General features: G+C 32.7%; 14 protein-coding genes and 1 tRNA gene. 12 read left to right on the top strand and 3 right to left on the bottom strand.

The annotated features are described in order from the left end of the window. Positions 1-44 precede the first annotated feature (44 nt). The 3 genes from gldM to Q0783_RS12905 all read left to right on the top strand — a co-directional run bounded on the left by gldM (position 45) and on the right by Q0783_RS12905 (position 3670). Positions 45-1607: a gliding motility protein GldM gene (gldM, locus tag Q0783_RS12915; RefSeq protein WP_298895769.1), complete on the top strand. Its 1563-nt coding sequence runs from the start codon at positions 45-47 to the stop codon at positions 1605-1607. A 42-nt stretch (positions 1608-1649) separates the two neighbouring features. Beyond that, positions 1650-2549 carry a gliding motility protein GldN gene (gene gldN, locus Q0783_RS12910; RefSeq protein ID WP_298895766.1) on the top strand — a complete coding sequence of 300 codons (900 nt, stop codon included), beginning with the start codon at positions 1650-1652 and terminating at the stop codon, positions 2547-2549. 74 nt (positions 2550-2623) lie between these two features. Beyond that, positions 2624-3670 (top strand): FAD-dependent oxidoreductase, encoded by a 1047-nt coding sequence (locus Q0783_RS12905; protein WP_298895764.1) that lies wholly within the window; start codon positions 2624-2626, stop codon positions 3668-3670. Here the strand turns inward: Q0783_RS12905 and Q0783_RS12900 are convergent, their stop codons facing one another. Next, entirely contained in the window at positions 3671-4051 is a 381-nt protein-coding gene (locus tag Q0783_RS12900; protein ID WP_298895762.1) for a DUF983 domain-containing protein, read from the bottom strand. 112 nt (positions 4052-4163) lie between these two features. Here Q0783_RS12900 and Q0783_RS12895 point away from each other — a divergent pair, with 112 nt between their 5' ends. The 4 genes from Q0783_RS12895 (at position 4164) to Q0783_RS12880 (ending at position 7512) form a co-directional block, all read left to right on the top strand. Then, positions 4164-6071 (top strand): ABC-F family ATP-binding cassette domain-containing protein, encoded by a 1908-nt coding sequence (locus tag Q0783_RS12895; RefSeq protein ID WP_298895760.1) that lies wholly within the window; start codon positions 4164-4166, stop codon positions 6069-6071. 8 nt (positions 6072-6079) lie between these two features. Next, entirely contained in the window at positions 6080-6262 is a 183-nt protein-coding gene (locus tag Q0783_RS12890; protein WP_230936557.1) for a CPXCG motif-containing cysteine-rich protein, read from the top strand. Positions 6263-6404: 142 nt separating this feature from the next. Next, positions 6405-7325, top strand: coding sequence for a Two component regulator three Y domain protein (locus tag Q0783_RS12885; RefSeq protein WP_298895758.1), 921 nt, complete (start codon positions 6405-6407; stop codon positions 7323-7325). Between the two features lie 114 nt (positions 7326-7439). Beyond that, positions 7440-7512 (top strand) — tRNA-Met (locus Q0783_RS12880). Between the two features lie 430 nt (positions 7513-7942). Here the strand turns inward: Q0783_RS12880 and Q0783_RS12875 are convergent. Then, positions 7943-8296: a hypothetical protein gene (locus tag Q0783_RS12875; protein ID WP_298895756.1), complete on the bottom strand. Its 354-nt coding sequence runs from the start codon at positions 8294-8296 to the stop codon at positions 7943-7945. After that, on the bottom strand, positions 8286-8483 hold the full coding sequence (locus tag Q0783_RS12870; RefSeq protein ID WP_298895755.1) for a hypothetical protein: 198 nt from the start codon (positions 8481-8483) through the stop codon (positions 8286-8288). Before Q0783_RS12870 ends, Q0783_RS12875 begins: the two co-directional genes overlap by 11 nt. A gap of 364 nt (positions 8484-8847) precedes the next feature. On the opposite strand from Q0783_RS12870, the gene Q0783_RS12865 reads away from it, so the two are divergent. From Q0783_RS12865 to Q0783_RS12845, 5 genes are read left to right on the top strand one after another with little or no spacing between them, the layout of a single operon-like run. Continuing rightward, the gene (locus Q0783_RS12865; RefSeq protein ID WP_298895754.1) at positions 8848-11064 is read left to right on the top strand and encodes a type I restriction-modification system subunit M; all 2217 of its coding nucleotides are present in this window, start codon (positions 8848-8850) and stop codon (positions 11062-11064) included. After that, complete coding sequence (locus Q0783_RS12860; RefSeq protein ID WP_298895752.1) at positions 11057-12898, top strand: restriction endonuclease subunit S; 1842 nt, start codon at positions 11057-11059, stop codon at positions 12896-12898. Before Q0783_RS12865 ends, Q0783_RS12860 begins: the two co-directional genes overlap by 8 nt. Positions 12899-12904: 6 nt before the next feature. After that, on the top strand, positions 12905-16162 hold the full coding sequence (locus Q0783_RS12855) for a type I restriction endonuclease subunit R (RefSeq protein ID WP_298895750.1): 3258 nt from the start codon (positions 12905-12907) through the stop codon (positions 16160-16162). Positions 16163-16164: 2 nt separating this feature from the next. After that, the gene (locus Q0783_RS12850; RefSeq protein WP_298895748.1) at positions 16165-17739 is read left to right on the top strand and encodes an AAA family ATPase; all 1575 of its coding nucleotides are present in this window, start codon (positions 16165-16167) and stop codon (positions 17737-17739) included. Further along, complete coding sequence (locus Q0783_RS12845) at positions 17732-18373, top strand: hypothetical protein (RefSeq protein WP_298895746.1); 642 nt, start codon at positions 17732-17734, stop codon at positions 18371-18373. Before Q0783_RS12850 ends, Q0783_RS12845 begins: the two co-directional genes overlap by 8 nt. Position 18374: the final 1 nt, after the last annotated feature.

The raw sequence follows: 18374 nt of genomic DNA, 5'->3' as shown, positions 1-18374 counted from the left end.
GTTTTTTGAACTATAATTAATTAACAACTAAAAACTAATTAAACATGGCAGGAGGAAAATTATCTGCAAGGCAGAAAATGATTAACTTAATGTACTTAGTCTTCATCGCGATGATGGCTATGAACATGTCGAAAGAGGTATTATCTGCTTTCGGTTTGATGGAAGCAAAATTTGCTTCATCTAACTTGGCAACAACAGACAGAAATGAGACGTTATTAGCCGATTTAGAAAGAAAATCTGAAGAAAAACCAGAAGAATTCTTAGTTCCAGCTGCAAAAGCTAAGGAAGTTAGTAATGCATCTGAAAAATTCTATAATTATCTAGAAACTTTAAAGAATGATTTATTAAAGAAGGGAAAGTATACAATCGATCCTGAAACTGGTAAATTACCATTTGAAGCTATGGATAAGACAGATATTTTAGACGAGGCTTGGTTTACTGGAGATCGTTTTACGAAGAAAGGTGACGAAGTAATGGCTAATATAGAAAGCTATAAAGCTGAAATAAGAAGAATCTTAGGTGAAGATATTAAATACAAAAAGGCTCTAGAAAGCTTTAATGATTTATTTAATACTGATAAAGTTCCTAATAAGGATGATAAAAAAATCGAATGGTTAAATTATCATTTCCAAGGATTCCCAGCAATTGCATCTTTTACAAAGTTAACAGCTATGCAAAATGATGTTAAAGTTACTGAAGCTGGAATGATGAACCTTTTCTTAGGTAATGTATTAACAGATGCCGTTTCACTTAACAAATATCAAGCTATTATTTTGGCTGATAAATCAGCATTCTTTGCTGGTGAAAAATTCCAAGGTAGAGTAGTAATTGGTAAATATGCTAAAGTACCTCCAACAGGTTTAAGTATAGGAGGCCAAGCAATAGATTTAGAAAAAGCAATCGATTCAACAGGAGCTGCACGTCTTGACTTTAGTGTTGGTGGCGTTGGTGAACATGAAATCGATGGTAAATTTACTTTCTTAGAAGATGGTAAACCATTAGAAATCCCAATTAAAGGAAACTATGTGGTTGTACCACGTCCAAATTCTGCAACAATTTCTGCAGATAAGATGAATGTTGTTTATCGTGGTGTAACTAACCCGATGACTATTTCGTTTGCTGGTGTACCAGATAATAAAGTTCAAGCAAATGGAGCTGGTTTATCAAGAGGTTCTGGAATGGGTAAATATAATATGGTACCAACATCTGGTAGAGAAGTAACGATTAATGTTACAGCTACATTAGATGACGGTTCTAAAGTAAGTGATAAAGCGGTATTTAGAATTAAAGATATTCCAAAACCAACTGGTAAAATCGTTGGAACAAGTCAAGGTAAACTACCTAGAAACAATGTTGAAATTGGTAAAGTTTCTGCAGAGTTAGAAGACTTTGATTTCGATTTACCTTTAACAGTAACTAGCTTTAAATTTAAAGTACCTGGTCAACCATCTGTAACATGTTCTGGTAACAGACTTAATGGTGCAGCTAAGTCGGCCTTACGTAAAGCTAAGCGTGGTGCAACAGTTCAAATTTTTGATATCAAATCAAGAAGTACTGGACCAGTAATTAAGCCTGCAACACCAGCTGTTATTGAATTAGCAAACTAATCAACCTTTTGTATTGATTAACCCAAATTAAAATTAAAAAAGATGAATTATAAATTTATATTATCAATAGTTGCCGCAGTGGGATTCACATCTAGTGTGTGTGCTCAGGCAAATCTGTTAAATGCTAAAACACCCCAAGAAATTGGTGTTAAAACTGAAGCACAGTTAGCATTAGATAATGACAAGCCTTTAGAATATGGTTATGTTGATGATAGAGACATTCTGTTTTCTAAAATGACTTGGGAAAAAGTTGTTTTAGATGAACGTGTCAACTTTCCAATGTATTTCCCTGTTGATACCAATAATATTGGTAAAGAGCGTAGATCTTTATATCATACGTTAATTGCAGCAGTTAAAGAAGGAAAAATTAAGAACGTTTATAATGATTCTTATTTTACTGAAAAGAGATCAATGAAGGAACTAGGTGACATCACAACTAAAGTAGATACTTTAGATATTGGTTATGACCAATTAAATGCTGATGGATATGTAGATCCTGAATATATCAGAACCAGAAATATTGAAGCATTCGATATTAGTGCATATTTAATCAAAGGACTTTGGTATTTTGATAAGCGTCATGGAGAGTTAAAGTATAGAGTTCTTGGTATTGCTCCTGCAGCACCAGACATTAACTTTATCGATTCTGAAGACGAATCTAATAAAGTGCCTAATGCATTGTTTTGGGTATTTTTCCCAGAAGCTAGAGAAATATTACACGAAGGAAAAGCGTTTAATAATAGAAATAGCGCAATGCCTATCACTTTTGACCATTTACTAAACTCGAGACGTTTTAATGGCTATATGTACAAAGAAGAAAATGTATATGGTGATAGAGAAGTTAAAGATTATATTGCAGATAATGCATTGATGCAATTGTTAGAATCTGATCGTATCAAAGACAAGATTCGTAACTTCGAACAAGATATGTGGTCTTACTAAGTAAAGACATAAATTATATGAAAACGCTCACTAAATTTTAGTGAGCGTTTTTTATTTGACTTACTTTTGTAGAAATGAAGACAATCGATTATATCATTGTAGGTTGCGGGTTGGCAGGAATTGCATTTTCTGAACAATTAAGAGCTGCAAATAAAACGTTTTTGGTATTTGATAATAACTCTCAACACTCGTCCAGAGTTGCAGCTGGGTTATATAATCCAGTCGTATTAAAACGGTTTACTAAAGTATGGAAAGCCAAAACTCAATTAGAGTTGGCTTTACCTAAATACAAAATCTTAGAACAATTGTTAGATATTAAATTAGATTTTGAAATCCCTGTCTATAGAAAGTTGGCCTCTATTGAAGAACAAAACGAATGGTTTGTCGCTTCTGATAAGCCTGTTTTAAGCGATTTCTTATCCACCAAATTAGTCAATAATACCAACGCCGCTATCAGTGCTAAATATGGTTTTGGTGAGGTATTACATTCTGGACGAATTAATACAACACGATTAGTAGAATTTTATAGAGCCTATCTTAAAAGTAATCATCAACTTTCCGAAGATGAATTTCACTATGATTCACTGGATATTCAATCAGACTTTATTCAATATGAAACTATAAAAGCAAAGCATATCATTTTTGCCGAAGGTTATGGTTTATCTAAAAACCCGTTCTTTAATTTTTTACCATTAAACGGAACTAAAGGGGAAATGCTCACCATAAAAGCACCTGACTTGAATATGGATTTTATCTTAAAGTCTTCAGTGTTTATAGTGCCGTTAGAAGATGATTTATATTGGGTTGGCGGTACATATGAATGGGAAGATAAAACCTATGAGATTACCAATAATGCTAAAGAGGAGCTCTTGAAAAAGGTAAAACAGGTTATTAGTTGCGATTTTGAAGTGGTACATCAAGTCGCTGGAATACGTCCAACAACAAAAGATCGTCGTCCTTTAGTAGGTACACATTCGCGCAATAATCGGTTGCATGTTCTTAATGGATTAGGAACACGAGGTGTTATGATGTCTCCATATGTTGCAGAGCAACTATTTAATCATATTGAAAAAGGAAGTGATCTAGACCTAGAAATTGATATCAAAAGATTTGATACTTAGTTATTTTTTTGTTGCTTTTTTGTCATAACTCACAAATAAATTAATCCAAATATTTCGAGATAGCCTCATAATGATTGGTCCCAAGATTATAAGTGTGCCAACAATAGCTAAAAAGGCAGTAAATAAACTGGTTTCTAAAAACAGATAACTAATTAAGAAAGCCGCTACAGCAAAAGCAATTCCAACGCCATAGCTGACATACATGGAGCCATAAAAAAACGAAGGTTCTAATCGGTATTTTATACCACAATGCGAGCAATTATCATTAATTTTCAAAACATCATTCAGTATATAAGGATTTTTTCTTTGGTACATAGACTCACTATGACATTTAGGGCAAGATCCCGTGAAAATACTATATATTTTTGTGCCTTTTAACATGACTTAAATTTGTTTACTTTTGTTGTCTTTACTGGTTACAAAATTAATTTATTTACTGGTATTAAGTCTAACAATTATAATGTTTATTGTAATTGTATTATTTGAAAAAACTATGCTCAATATTCATAATCTATCTATCTCTTTTCAAGGCGAGTATTTATTCGAAGATATCACCTTTAAGCTTAGTCCTGGTGACCGAATTGGTCTTATCGGAAAGAATGGTGCTGGTAAATCGACCATGCTAAAAATCTTATCTAAAGAATTAGAACCAGATTCAGGGCAAATTGCAGCCGATAAAAATTTGAGTTTTGGGTTTCTTAAACAAGACATCGATTTTGTCTTCGGAAGGACTGTCTTAGAAGAGTCCTATGAGGCTTTTGAAGAGATCAAATCACTTGAAGCTAAAATGGAGCATGTCAATACACAATTGGCAGAACGTACAGATTATGAAAGTGAAAGTTACAATCAATTAATGATTGACCTCAATGATATACAGCATCAATATGAAATCATTGGTGGATACAATTACCAAGGTGAAACAGAGAAGATTTTACAAGGTTTAGGTTTTAAACGTAATGACTTTAATAAACTTACAGATACGTTTTCTGGTGGTTGGCGAATGCGAATCGAATTAGCGAAACTTCTATTGCAGAATAACGATATATTGCTTCTCGATGAGCCAACAAATCATCTAGATATTGAATCGATCATATGGCTTGAAAGTTTCTTAAAGAGTTACTCTGGAGCAGTGGTTATTGTATCTCATGATAAAATGTTTCTTGATAATGTAACAAACAGAACTATAGAAATTTCTCTAGGAAGAATATATGACTACCCAAAACCATATTCTAAATTCTTAATCTTGCGAAATGAGATTAAAACCCAGCAATTAGCATCACAAAAGAATCAGCAAAAACAGATAGAGCAAACCGAAAAACTCATTGAGAAATTTAGAGCTAAGGCCAGTAAAGCAACAATGGCTCAGTCGCTGATCAAGAAATTGGATCGAATGGAGCGTATTGAAGTTGATGAAGATGATAATAGTGTAATGACGCTTAATTTTCCTATTTCAGTAACACCTGGAAAAGTAGTTATTGAAGCAGAAAATGTCTCTAAGAGTTATGATGATAACCATGTGTTATCCAATATCACTTTAATGATTGAACGTGATAGCAAAACAGCTTTTGTTGGACAAAACGGACAAGGAAAGTCAACGTTGGCCAAAATTATCGTTGGCGAAATAAAACATAAAGGCGATTTAAAATTAGGTCATAATGTGCAAATTGGTTACTTCGCTCAAAATCAAGCCGAATATCTAGATGGGAGTAAAACGGTTCTAGATACTATGATTGATGCAGCCAATGAGACCAATAGAAGCAAAGTTCGTGATATTTTAGGGTCATTTTTATTTAGAGGTGATGAAGTCGAAAAATATGTTAGAGTACTGTCAGGAGGAGAACGAAATCGATTAGCCTTAGCTAAATTAATGCTTCAACCACTCAATGTTTTGGTGATGGATGAGCCTACAAATCATTTGGACATAAAATCTAAAAATGTACTTAAAGAAGCGCTTAAAAAGTTTGAAGGCACTTTAATTTTAGTGTCTCATGATAGAGATTTTCTTCAAGGCTTGGCTAATGTAGTATACGAATTTAAAGATCAAAAAATAAAGGAATATTTAGGTGATATTGATTTTTATTTAGAACAACGAAATGTTGAAAATCTTCGTGAAGTTGAAAAGCGAACCGTTGTTAGATCATTACCAAAGGAAACTAATAAGCAATCTTACGAAGATCAAAAAAAACTTAAATCTCTCAATAATAGATTAAGTAATATTGAGTCTAAAATTAGTCAGTTAGAAAAGGACATTAAAGACGATGATGTCGAATTGGCTACTAACTATGATGCTACTGTTGCCGACACTACATTTTTTGATCGCTATCAAGCTAAAAAAGAAAAGTTGGCTAAACTAATGACGGATTGGGAGACCATTCAATATGACTTAGAAAAATTGTCATAAATTTAAGCATGCAAGAACATTTTTTTCAATGTCCATATTGTTGGGAAACCATTTCAATGCTTATCGATATATCACAATCTCGACAAAAGTATATTGAAGATTGTGAAGTGTGCTGCAATCCAATTCAATTACAAATAACTACTGAAAACCAGGAAATAACAAGTTTTGAGGCCCAAAACATAGAACAATAGCCATTATTTAAATGATTGTGTATCAGTAGTTTAGTAACATTCTCGTTAAAGAAACGTGCATTTCATCGAAAATAATTGTATTTCATCAGGTATTCGGCTATTTTCGTAATAGAAATTGTTGTCCCTAAACAAATCTACTATTATGAAAACCGCTAAAATTACATTACTAATGTGTCTTGTTACCTTATTGTCCTTTGGTAACGTTTCAACAAAAGAAAAAGAAGCTCTCGAAGCTTTGTACACGTCTACCAATGGTCCACTTTGGAAAACCACTTGGAACTTAAAAACTCCCGTTAAAGATTGGCATGGTGTCGTCGTAAAAGATGATAAAGTCATTGCGCTTAACTTAGAGTTTAATGGTCTAAGAGGAGAAATTCCAGAAGCTATTGGTGATTTAGTTCACTTAAAACATATTAATTTCTTTAGAAATAAATTAACAGGAGCAATTCCTTCATCGATTAAAAACTTAAAATCTTTGGAGACATTAAATATTGCTTTTAATATGCTTAATGCGCCATTGCCAAATGAAATTGGTGATTTAAAGTCATTAAGAAACTTAAAGTTGTTCATGAATGCTATTGATGGAGAAATTCCAACAACAATAGGACAACTAGCTAACTTGAATACTTTAGAATTATATAGTAATCAATTAACAGGAGAGTTACCTTCAACTGTTGGAGGTCTAACCAATTTGAAAACGATGCTATTGAGCAGTAATAAGCTATCAGGAAAGTTACCGGCAAGTATTGCTAATGCAAAGGGCTTAAAAATATTGAGCGTTTTTGATAATAATTTCTTCGGAACATTACCCAATTCTATTTGTGATTTAAAGAATTTAGAAGAGTTGGTGTTATCTGATAATGCATTTTATGGAAACTTACCTACAGATTTAGCCAGCTTAACAAACTTAAAAGTATTGTTGATAGGAAATAATGATTTCAAGGGTGAATTAGTTCAATTAAAAGAGCAATTGCCTAACCTTAAGCAGTATGATTTTGTAAATATGACCTCAGAAGGTGTTATAGTAACTTTAGACGATGAGGACGACGAAGACGATAATTAATTAACATAGAGTTTTATATTAGATGATAGCTCTCAGCATTTAGGTGTTGGGAGTTATTTTTTTAATATTATTATTGTAGAAATGAAAAAGGGTTGTATATTTGCTGTCCAATATCGCGGGATAGAGCAGTAGGTAGCTCGTCGGGCTCATAACCCGAAGGTCACTGGTTCGAGTCCAGTTCCCGCTACTAAATTAAAAGTCAATTATTTGTAAATCAGATGATTGGCTTTTTTTCTTCCCGATATTTGCCCGAATAGTATTAAAATAGCTTAGATTGTTTCAATTCCTTTCATGTTAATTCATGAGTCTTTAAACTTATTGTATATAGGGAAGTGACAATTTGATATGGTCACTTAGTTGTTGACTATTCGAGGTGATAGGAGAAGATTTAAGTGATGATTTAGATTGAAATGACTGATATATTACTATGAGTTTATAAACCTAAGTTCTACGGTACATTTTCTCCCGCCCAGTGATAGTGAATTTAAAAGTTGAAAAGTTTTTATATAGAACTAAATTTGTTAACCCCATACCCCAATTCAAAAGTGATTTTGCTTTTAGGGCTATAGGGGTGTCATTATATACAGTCCTTTATCTCCCTATTTTTCTAAAATTTTTTAGTTCTTGAAATATTCTATTTCTTGAAACTTATCATCTTTATAGCTGCAAATGCTTAACCCTGATACGCAACCAGATATTAGGGACTTGTCAAGCTTAGCTACTAAAATAGGTTGCTGGATATTCTTGTAAGTTTCTTTTGGATTAGGGTAAATACCAAATTGTGTACCAATGAATAATGGAATTCTTTCTATTTCAACCTTTAGAAACTCTTTTGTGCCAACGGTATCAATTAACTCAACGGGAAAATCAAATTTTGGATAGCCTAACTTTAATTTTTTAAACCTGTAGTCTTTCCAATATTTGTTTTGTTGAAACTTATCTAGCCAATTCATTGAATTTCTATTCTTCATAATTATCAGTGTCTTTCCAGTTTTCGTGTATGGTAATCACACTACTTATTGCCAAAATGATAATTAAAAAGAAAATTATCATATCAAAGGCTTTAGGGTTTTTCAAGTCAATACCTATATAGAATATAGGAGAAAATAAGGCGAAGAAAATGTATAGCCCAATTATAGCATTAAATATTTTTTTCATGATAAAGTAAATCACAAACCTCTAATGAAATTTTATTCAACAAAAAAAGCGATGAGGTTTCAAGCCTTGTAGTAAAGAGGTTCGCCAAAACCCACAGTAAACAAGTACTAACTCATCGCCCAGAACGGACGAGAGCATCAGACTTGTTATTCTTACTGTTTTAAAAATTTGGCGATTTCTTTACAGAACAACAGCTTAACGCTTTCCTATTATTTTAAACTCTATTTAATCTTATACTTAATGGTTTAATTACTGTGTAAATGTACTTATTCTTATTTGAAATTTTAAGAAAACTATTAGCATGTTAATTAGCAAAATGATAAATTGCTAATCTAATTTACTAAGATAGTTAGCAATTTAATTAATGACCAATCAAGAACTTAAAAAACTGAATGAAGACCTTTGGAGTGCTGCAAAGAAAATGAGGTCTGACTCAGATTTAAAACTTAACGAAATAGATACTCCAATTCTAGGGTTAATATTTTTAAAGTTTGCTGATAATAAATATACCATTGTTGAAAAGGATATTGAGGATGAATTAAAAGCCCAAGAGAATAGCCGAAGACAAAGAGAAATTCACGAAATAGCTATTGAAAAGTGTGGGTTCTATTTACCTCGTATAGCTAGATATAAATACCTTTTAAATCTTCCTGAAGAAGCTGATATAGCAAAAGCTATTAAAGAGGCAATGGATGAGATTGAAAGCTATAAGCCCGAGCTTAAAGATGTATTACCTCAAGATGAATATTTTGCTTTAGCTCGAATAGATAGCTCTTTACTTAAAACGTTACTCAAGAATTTTTCTGATATACCAGTAACAGCTTCAGGAGACATTTTTGGAAAAATATATGAATTCTTCCTTGGGAAATTTGCTATGTCAGAAGGACAAGGTGGTGGAGAATTTTACACTCCTACTTCTGTAGTAAAATATATGGTTGAGGTTATAGAGCCTTACCAAGGAACAGTGTTTGACCCAGCTTGTGGTTCTGGAGGAATGTTTGTGCAGTGCTCCAACTTTGTTAATAGGAGAACATCTGACACCAAAGAAAAAGACCTTTTTGTTTATGGTGCAGAAAAAACACTAGCAACGGTTAAGCTAGCTAAAATGAACATTGTTGTAAATGGTTTGCGTGGTAGTATAAAGCAAGCTAATGCTTATTATGAAGATGCTCACGAATCCTTTGGTAAGTTCGATTACATTATGGCTAATCCTCCTTTTAATGTAAAGGATGTAAATTATGACCGTATTAAAGACGATATACGTTTTAATACTTATGGTATCCCACAAAACAAAGGTGCTAAAACTAAGAAAAAGAAAGAAGGTGAGGTAAATCTAGTGCCAAATGGAAACTATCTTTGGATTAACCTATTTGCTACTTCATTAAAACCAAATGGTAAGGCTGCTTTAGTAATGCCTAACTCAGCTTCAGATGCAAGACATTCTGAAAGAGATATTAGAGAGACCTTAATTAAAAAAGGTTTGATTTCTCAAATGGTCACTTTATCCTCTAATATGTTTAGTACGGTAACGCTTCCTGCTTCACTTTGGTTCTTTGATAAGAGCAAAGAAGTATTAGATTTTGAAACAGAAAAGGACAATATTAAAATCCTCTTTGTGGATGCTCGTAATGTATACCGACAGATAGACAGAGCACATAGAGAATTTACCCAAGAGCAAATCTGGAATTTAGGCGTTATCACAAGTCTTTACCAGAAAAAAGAACATCGCTTTACAGAATTGGTACATCAATATATTGAAAGCACCGAAACTCTATTCTCACATTGCAAACTCAGTTACGAGGCGTTTACAGAGGCTTACGATGAGCTTGCTGAAGCCTTCTCAAAATGGTATTTACAGGCAGAGATAACTGATGCGCAGAAAAAACGAGCTGATGAAGAACAGTTATCAGATTTCGTAATCAATTGTAAAAAATTTGAGCAAAATAAATCTTTTACTTCCGCTTTCGCGAAAGCAGAAACAATCTTAAAGAAATACATAAGAACAAGTAATAGTGATAATGATTCACAACGAAAGCTTGTAGAGGTATTAACCGCTTTTGAAATCGAAAAGAAAACAACCAAAAAAGACTTTGACAAACGCTCTAGAATATTAGAAAAGTTATACAAGTTTGCAGAAAAGGAACTACGTTCTAAAGATGATAAAGTATGGAAAGCTTTACCTAGCTTAAAAGCCTTAAGAAAGCTGTTAGATGCTTTTATTGAACACAACAACGAGCAAGTAAATAGAGAGCCTTTAGTAACGGATGAAACGGAAGGTAAATCTGCAATTTATTTTATTAAGCAAATACAATGGTTACAAGAACGCTTTCCTGAAGCTAAGTACGGCGATGTTATCGGGCTTTGTAAAGTGGCTAACTATTCTGAAATAGAAGAACAGGATTTCTCATTAAATGCGGGTCGTTATGTAGGGGTAGTTATTGAGGAAGATGGAATGACTGAAGAAGAATTTAGTGATAAGATTTCAGATTTAACAAAGGAATTGAATGAATTATACGATTCATCAGTTCGGACAACTGAAAAAATCACTTTGAATATTAAAGAACTACTAAGGAATGATTAGAAGCGGTAAGGAAATAGTTCTTAAAGATTTAATAGATGAAGTCAAAGAAGGTTTCAGTCCTAATGACAATGAAGATATCCCATACATTGGATTAGAACATATAGAGAAGCAACTGCTTACTTTTAAGGCAATCGGAAAATCTAGTGAAGCTGAAAGCAACAAAAGAAGATTCACTTCAAAAGACATCCTGCTAGGAACACTAAGACCTTATTTTAGAAAAGTGGTTAAACCTTCTTTCGATGGTATTTGTTCAACAGATATTGCTGTTCTAAGACCAAAAAATGAAAAAGAGAAGAATTTCCTATTTTATTTAATTGCTTCTCAGCCATTTATTGATTACGCTTCTGTGACTGCAAACGGGACTAAAATGCCTAGAGCTAAATGGAAAGTTTTAGCAAAGACAAAATGGGTGCTTCCTGACTTAGAGGAAAGAATCAAAATAGGAAATATTCTTGCGAATTATGATATCTTAATTAAAAACAACACCAAACGCATTGCCATTTTAGAAGAAATTGCGGAACAAACTTATAAAGAATGGTTTGTGCGTATGCGATTTCCAAATTATCAAAATACTAATTTTACAAAAGGTATCCCTGAAGGGTGGAAAGTTGATAAGCTAGGTAATGTAATAGAAACAACTAAAGGTTATGCCTTTAAAAGTGATTGGTTTAAAGAAACAGGTGACGTGGCAGTTGTTAAGGTTAGTGATTTTACCATAGATTCAATAGACTCAAGTAATCTTGCCTATTTGACAGAAGAATATCGAGAGATATATAAAAAGCATAAACTTAATACTGGAGCTGTCGTTATACAGACAGTTGGTTCTTGGCCAAGTAATCCAGAGTCTGTAGTTGGAAAAGTAATTAAAGTACCTTCTTTTGTAAATGGAGCTTTACTTAATCAAAATGCAGTTATAGTAAATTCAAATACTTTAAGTGATAATTACCTTTACCATACATTAAAATATAATTCCTTCAAGGAGTATATCGAAGGTTGCGCTCAAGGAGCTGCTAGCCAAGCTAGTATTACGCTAGATTCTATAAGGAAGTTCAATCTGCTAATCCCTAAAGAAGAACTTCTAATTAAGTTTGATGATTTTGTCAATCCTATTAATAATGAAATAAATAACCTCATCATTCAGAATCAAAATCTTCAAAAAACAAGAGATTTACTTCTGCCTAGGCTAATTAGTGGAAAACTTAAAATTCAGACCGAAGATAAAAAACAAGTAGAAGCTCAAAAACAAATTACTGTTTTCTATCAAAAACAAATCCTTGCTCACATTATTAAAAAGCAAGAAGAGCACAAAATGCCTCAAGGTGAAATGGTCTTGGCTAAAAACACTTACTTAATAGATAAAATCTACGGTATTAATACTGGTTTTCAATGGAAAAACTGGCACTATGGTACGTATGACGGTAATATTCGTAAGCTTATTAATGGTCGAGATAGGTTCTTTGCCAAAAAAGAAGTTGGAAGTAGTGGTTACAAAGTATTAGTGCTTGGAGAAAATAAAGACAAAATTATGGATGCTAAGTATCATCATTCGACACTAGATAAAGTAGATAGTGCAATGGATGAGTTATTGGCTATTTATTCTAAATATTCAAAAGACGAAAGAAGCCATAAAATTGAACTTTTGAATACAACCTGTAAAGCTATCGCTGACACCCAAAATTTAGATTATAAAGCCATTAGAGAGGCTTTTGAAAATTGGAAAACACCTAAAGCAAAGTTTGATACAAAAGCTCAAAAATTTAATACTACTGAGATTAAGAAATGTATGAAGTTCATTATTTCTAAAGAGTGGCATAAAAAACTAATAACTAGCTAACCGTGTATGAAGAACTTTTTATCTGAAGACGACATAGAGATAGCAGTAATGCAAGTTTTAGGAAATCAAGTATTGCCTTGGCGTAAATTAAACTGTTATACAGCCAATGCTGATGACCTAAATGATGGTTCGCATCGTTCAGATAAAAGTAAAGTTGTTTTTGAAGATATTCTCAAAGACCGTCTCATTCGTTTGAATCCTAATATTCCTAAAGAAGGAATAGACCAAGCACTTTCAAAACTTGTCAAAGGTAGACGTGCAATGAGCCTAATCAATGCTAATATAGAAGTCTATAACGATTTGCGGAATGGTATTCAAGTTAATTATGATGATGTTTCAGGAAAAGAAACGTTTGGTACTGTTAAAGTAATAGATTTCAATGCTCCAGATGAGAATGATTTTTTAGCGGTTCAGCAACTATGGATTAAAGGAGAAATAGGTTACAGACGACCAGACGTTATTCTATATGTCAATGGACTTCCATTGGTTTTTATTGAACTGAAAAATAATACAGTTTCAGTTAAGAATGCCTATAAGGATAACTTGTCTACTTACAAAAAGGAATTGCCTCAGTTGTTTTGGTATAATGCTGTAACTATTCTTTCAAATGGGAAAGAAACCCGTGTTGGTTCATTTACAGCTCCTTGGGGTCACTTTGGAGAATGGCTTCGTGTTGAAGATGAGAAGGAACGACCAGATAAAAAAAGTATTGCTAAGAGTGGTATTAGTTTAAAGTATACCGTTAATGGATTATGTGAACATAATAAGCTTTTAGATTATGTTGAGAGCTTTATAATGTACCATAATTCAGCATATAAAATATGTGCAAAAAACCACCAATTTATAGGAGTTAATAAAGTTGTTGATTCCTTTGATAATAGAGAAGAGCTAAATGGAAAACTGGGTGTTTTTTGGCATACGCAAGGAAGTGGTAAGTCTTATTCGATGGTTTTCTTTACTCGTAAAGTGTTTAGAAAATTCAAAGGCAATTTTACTTTCTTAGTCATAACTGATAGAACAGACCTGAATACTCAAATCTATAGAAATTTTTTAGATATGGGTGCTTGTGCAGCAGCTGATACTTCTTTGCCAAGTAATAGTTCAGAATTAAGAGAAGTACTTACAACTAATAAGAAATACATCTTTACCCTGATTCATAAGTTTAGATATGATAAAGGAAAAAAATATCCTGTTCTTTCTGAAAGAGATGATATAGTTGTTATAGTGGATGAGGCTCATAGAACTCAATATGCTTCATTGGCTGAAAATATGAGAGCAGGTTTGCCGAATGCACAGTTTGTGGCATTTACAGGAACACCATTATTAGGAAAAGAGAAGAAAACTAATGCTTGGTTCGGGAAATATGTATCTGAGTATAATTTTGCTCAAGCTATTGAAGATGGTGCAACAGTTCCATTATTTTATGATAAGCGACTTCCTGAAATGCTCATTGCAAATGACGACCTTAATGAGGATTTAGCTACTATTTTAGAAGAAGAAAATTTAGACGAACAGCAACAACAGAAGTTAGAAAATAAGTATTCTAAAGAAATGGAAGTCATCAAAAGGGATGACCGATTAGAGACTATTGCTGAGGATATTGCATTTCATTTTCCAAGAAGAGGTTATTTAGGAAAAGGGATGGTAATTTGTGTAGATAAGTATACTGCTGTAAAGATGTATGAGAAGGTTAATAAGCACGTAAAAGAACAGCTTAAAACCCTCAGAAAAGAACATAAAGAGGCTCTAACGAACGAAAAGAAACAAGAGTTAAGAAGAGTCATTGATTTCTTAAACAGGCTAGAAATGGCTGTTGTAATTAGCGAAGATGCTAATGAAAAAGAAACCTTTGAAGCTAAAGGATTGAACATCCAATACCATAGAGATAAATTGAACTCTTTAGACGAAAATCAAAAGACAGTTGAGGATAATTTCAAAGATGAAGATAGCCCATTACAACTGGTTTTTGTTTGTGCTATGTGGCTTACAGGTTTTGATGCTCCTACAGTATCAACTTTGTACTTAGATAAGCCTATGCGTAATCATACGCTTATGCAGACAATTGCTAGAGCCAACCGTGTTGCTCCTACAATAAATGGAGTTGAAAAACATAATGGACTTATTGTAGATTATTATAATGTTTTTAGAAATATCAAGAGAGCTCTCGCAGATTATGGAAATGGTGAGGACTCAGATAAAGACCAGAATCCAGAAGGAGAAGACCCAGTACAAGATGCTTCACAATTGTATGTTTTGCTAGATGAAACTATAGAAGCCTGTTCTGCATTTTGTTCGTCTCAAGAGATTGATTTACAAAAAATAGTTTCTAGTGGAGAAACTTTTTCTAAGCTAGAATTGTTCAATGAGTATGCAGATATACTTCTAGCGAATGATTCTGTTAGAAAAGAATTTAATGTTTACGACAACACAGCTTTTGGTTTGTATGAAGCTTGTCGTCCAGATATATTTAAGCATAAAGAGAAATATACCATTGTTGAGGTTATTCATTATTTAAGAGGTGTAGTAGATTCTCATATTGGAACAGCAAATATTGAAAAGGCTGAAAATAGAATATCTGATTTACTCGACCAGAGTGTGTTAACTACAGATGATGCTAAAGAAAGCTTAGCAGGAGACCCAACTGCTAAATATAAAATTACAGGTTATAAAAAGGAGTTAAACTTATCATCTTTAAATTTTGAGAAACTAAGAGAGGAGTTTCCTCAAAAGCAATATAAAAATATTGAGATATCAGATTTAAGAGCATTTCTTGAAAACAAGTTAGAACTGATGTTGTCTGAGAACGTTACTCGTTCCTCCTTCCTTGAAAGATTTCAAGCTATTATTGATAGATATAATTCAGGAGGTAGTCTTACTGAAGATTATTTTGAAGACCTTATAAAGTTTGCAGAACAGCTTCGAGAGGAAGAAGAACGTGGTATTAGAAATGGTTTAACTGAAAGTGAATTGGAATTGTTTGATTTGCTTCAAAAAGCGAAGCTCACTAAAAAGGAAGAGCAAGATGTTAAGAATGCTGCTAAGCATCTACTACAAAGGTTAAAGGATGAAAAACCTACAGTATTAATTCAGGATTGGTATAGAGATACTCAAAGTCAATTGAAGGTTAAAAGTGCTATAGAAGAAGTTTTAGATGATGACCTTCCGAATAGCTATGACCGTAAAGACTTTTCTAATGTGTGTAATCGAGTGTTTGAACATGTGTTTGTTCAAGCCTCAAAAGGTAATGGCTGGGTAGCTGCTTAAATATGTTTATAGGAGGAAGAAATAAAGGCTTTAGAATAATTAGTCTTGTGCTTAAAGAGCATAAAATTTTTAAAGACCTGTCAATCGAGTTTTCTGATGTCGAAGATCAATTTGACAAACAACCTTATATATCACTATTAATAGGTTCCAATGGGACTGGAAAGAGTAATTTATTACGTGCGATATCAGATATTTTTAGAGAGCTTTATTCGATAAAAACTACAGATAAACGTTCTAACTCTATTACGGGTTTCTTCTTGATTAAATACGAGTGTGATGGTCATTTCTATTCATTCGGTAATTACAATGATGATAAGAAGAGCCCTAATTTTAAATCTTTGACATCTAAAAAGCCTTATCCGTTTCCAAAGATTCAAAAAGATGGGTATTCTCTAGATATTAAAGATGCTCCTATGCCTAACGCTTTATTGGTTTCATCTTTAATGATTACTGATAAGTTTTTTAATGATGTTAAAGGTGTTTTACCTTATTATAAATACTTGGGGGTCAGAACATCTTCAAATCAAGCAGGTACAAAAACTTATATTAGGAAAACCGTTGATATGCTTATCGATGCGTTAGAAACTTCTAATGAGATATTAACAAGGTTTAAACTTGGTGAGCTTCTAAAAAATATAGGATTTAAGGATAGGTTACTTATTCAATATAAACCTATATACCAAAAACATTTTTTTAATATTGATAAGCCTTTGACAGAAAATAGATTTAGAGGTTTTTTTGAAGAGTATGAAAAATACACAAATCGAAAAACTCCTCCTTGGGGTTTCAAGAGGTATGAAAAAATTAAAAGTGATACTAAGCTTATTAGAAAGATAGTAGATGCCTGTAATGATTGGACAAAGAATGATATTTTAACAAGCCCACCTAATTCTAAATCTAGAATTTTATCTTTTGAAATAATTAGTGGAAGTGCTATTACAGAGTATTCAGATTTACTTAAAGAACTTTCTTTACTAGATATAATTAGAGCTCCTGAAATTGTGTTTTTTAAAAATGGTAATCCTTTAAATTATAAAGAAAGCAGTTCAGGAGAACAGAATATAGTAACTACTTTGATTGGGGTAATGGCGCAAATAAAACCCAATACATTAGTTCTTTTAGATGAACCAGAGGTTAGTTTGCATCCTAATTGGCAAATGAGATATATAAATGATTTCATAGTAAAAACTTTTGAAGATTACTCTGATTGTCATTTTGTAATATCTACTCATTCTCATTTCTTAGTTTCGGATGTAAGACCTAATGGTTCAAAAGTAGTAGGTCTTATGAATGATAAAAGTGGTGTCAAAGTAACATATCCGATTCCTGAAAATACATTTGGCTGGTCGGCAGAACAAATTCTTTTAGAGGTGTTCCAAACACCTACTACGAGAAATTATTACGTTGCAGACAAAATTGGAGAAATTTTAGAGCTAATCTCCAAGAATGAACTTAGAGATAATACGCCCGAAATTAGGAAAAGAGTTCAAGAGTTGATAGAACTTAATATTGATGAACTTCCGAAAGAAGACCCATTAAAAGAAGTTATAGATAAGCTGATTCAAAAATATGGGTGATATTAAGTATTCTTTACTAGGGAAGACCTACGTTTATGATAATGATGATTTAGATTTATTGGATGGGTATGAGCCTCAAAAAGGAGATTGGAAGGATGGGGCATTTGACGACTTTAAGAAGAACATTAAAACACTTTACTACAACGATCAGAATGAAAGATGTGCGTTCTGTAGGAAGATAATTAACTTTGAAGGATATACAGAGCCTTTAGAGCATATACTATATAAAGATAGATATCCACAATGGATGTTTCACCCTAAAAATCTTGTTGTATCATGTGACCCGTGTAATGGGAAGAAAAGTAAATTTAATTCATTAGTTAATGGTTGTAGTCTTAACGTATTTCCAATTCAGCCACAGTACTTTGTGACTCTTAATCCTCATTTGGAAGATTGGAATCACCATTTGAAGCTAAAAAAAGGACTCTTTTTCATTGCTAAAACAGTAAAAGGACTAAAGACAATAGAGGTGTATAAGTTAACAAGATCAGATGTTATTCATCATCATTCAAAGTTTAAAAGGATAAATAAAGAATCATTGGCTAAAAAAGCTGCAAAATTAGCTTACGAAGTCAACCCAAATAGTAATAATTATATGACAATTATGAATTCTATAGATGCTATAATAGGATGAT

Source organism: uncultured Psychroserpens sp., from assembly GCF_947500255.1.
In the GTDB taxonomy this organism is placed as follows: domain Bacteria; phylum Bacteroidota; class Bacteroidia; order Flavobacteriales; family Flavobacteriaceae; genus Psychroserpens.
This window is presented reverse-complemented; position numbering and strand designations above follow the sequence as displayed.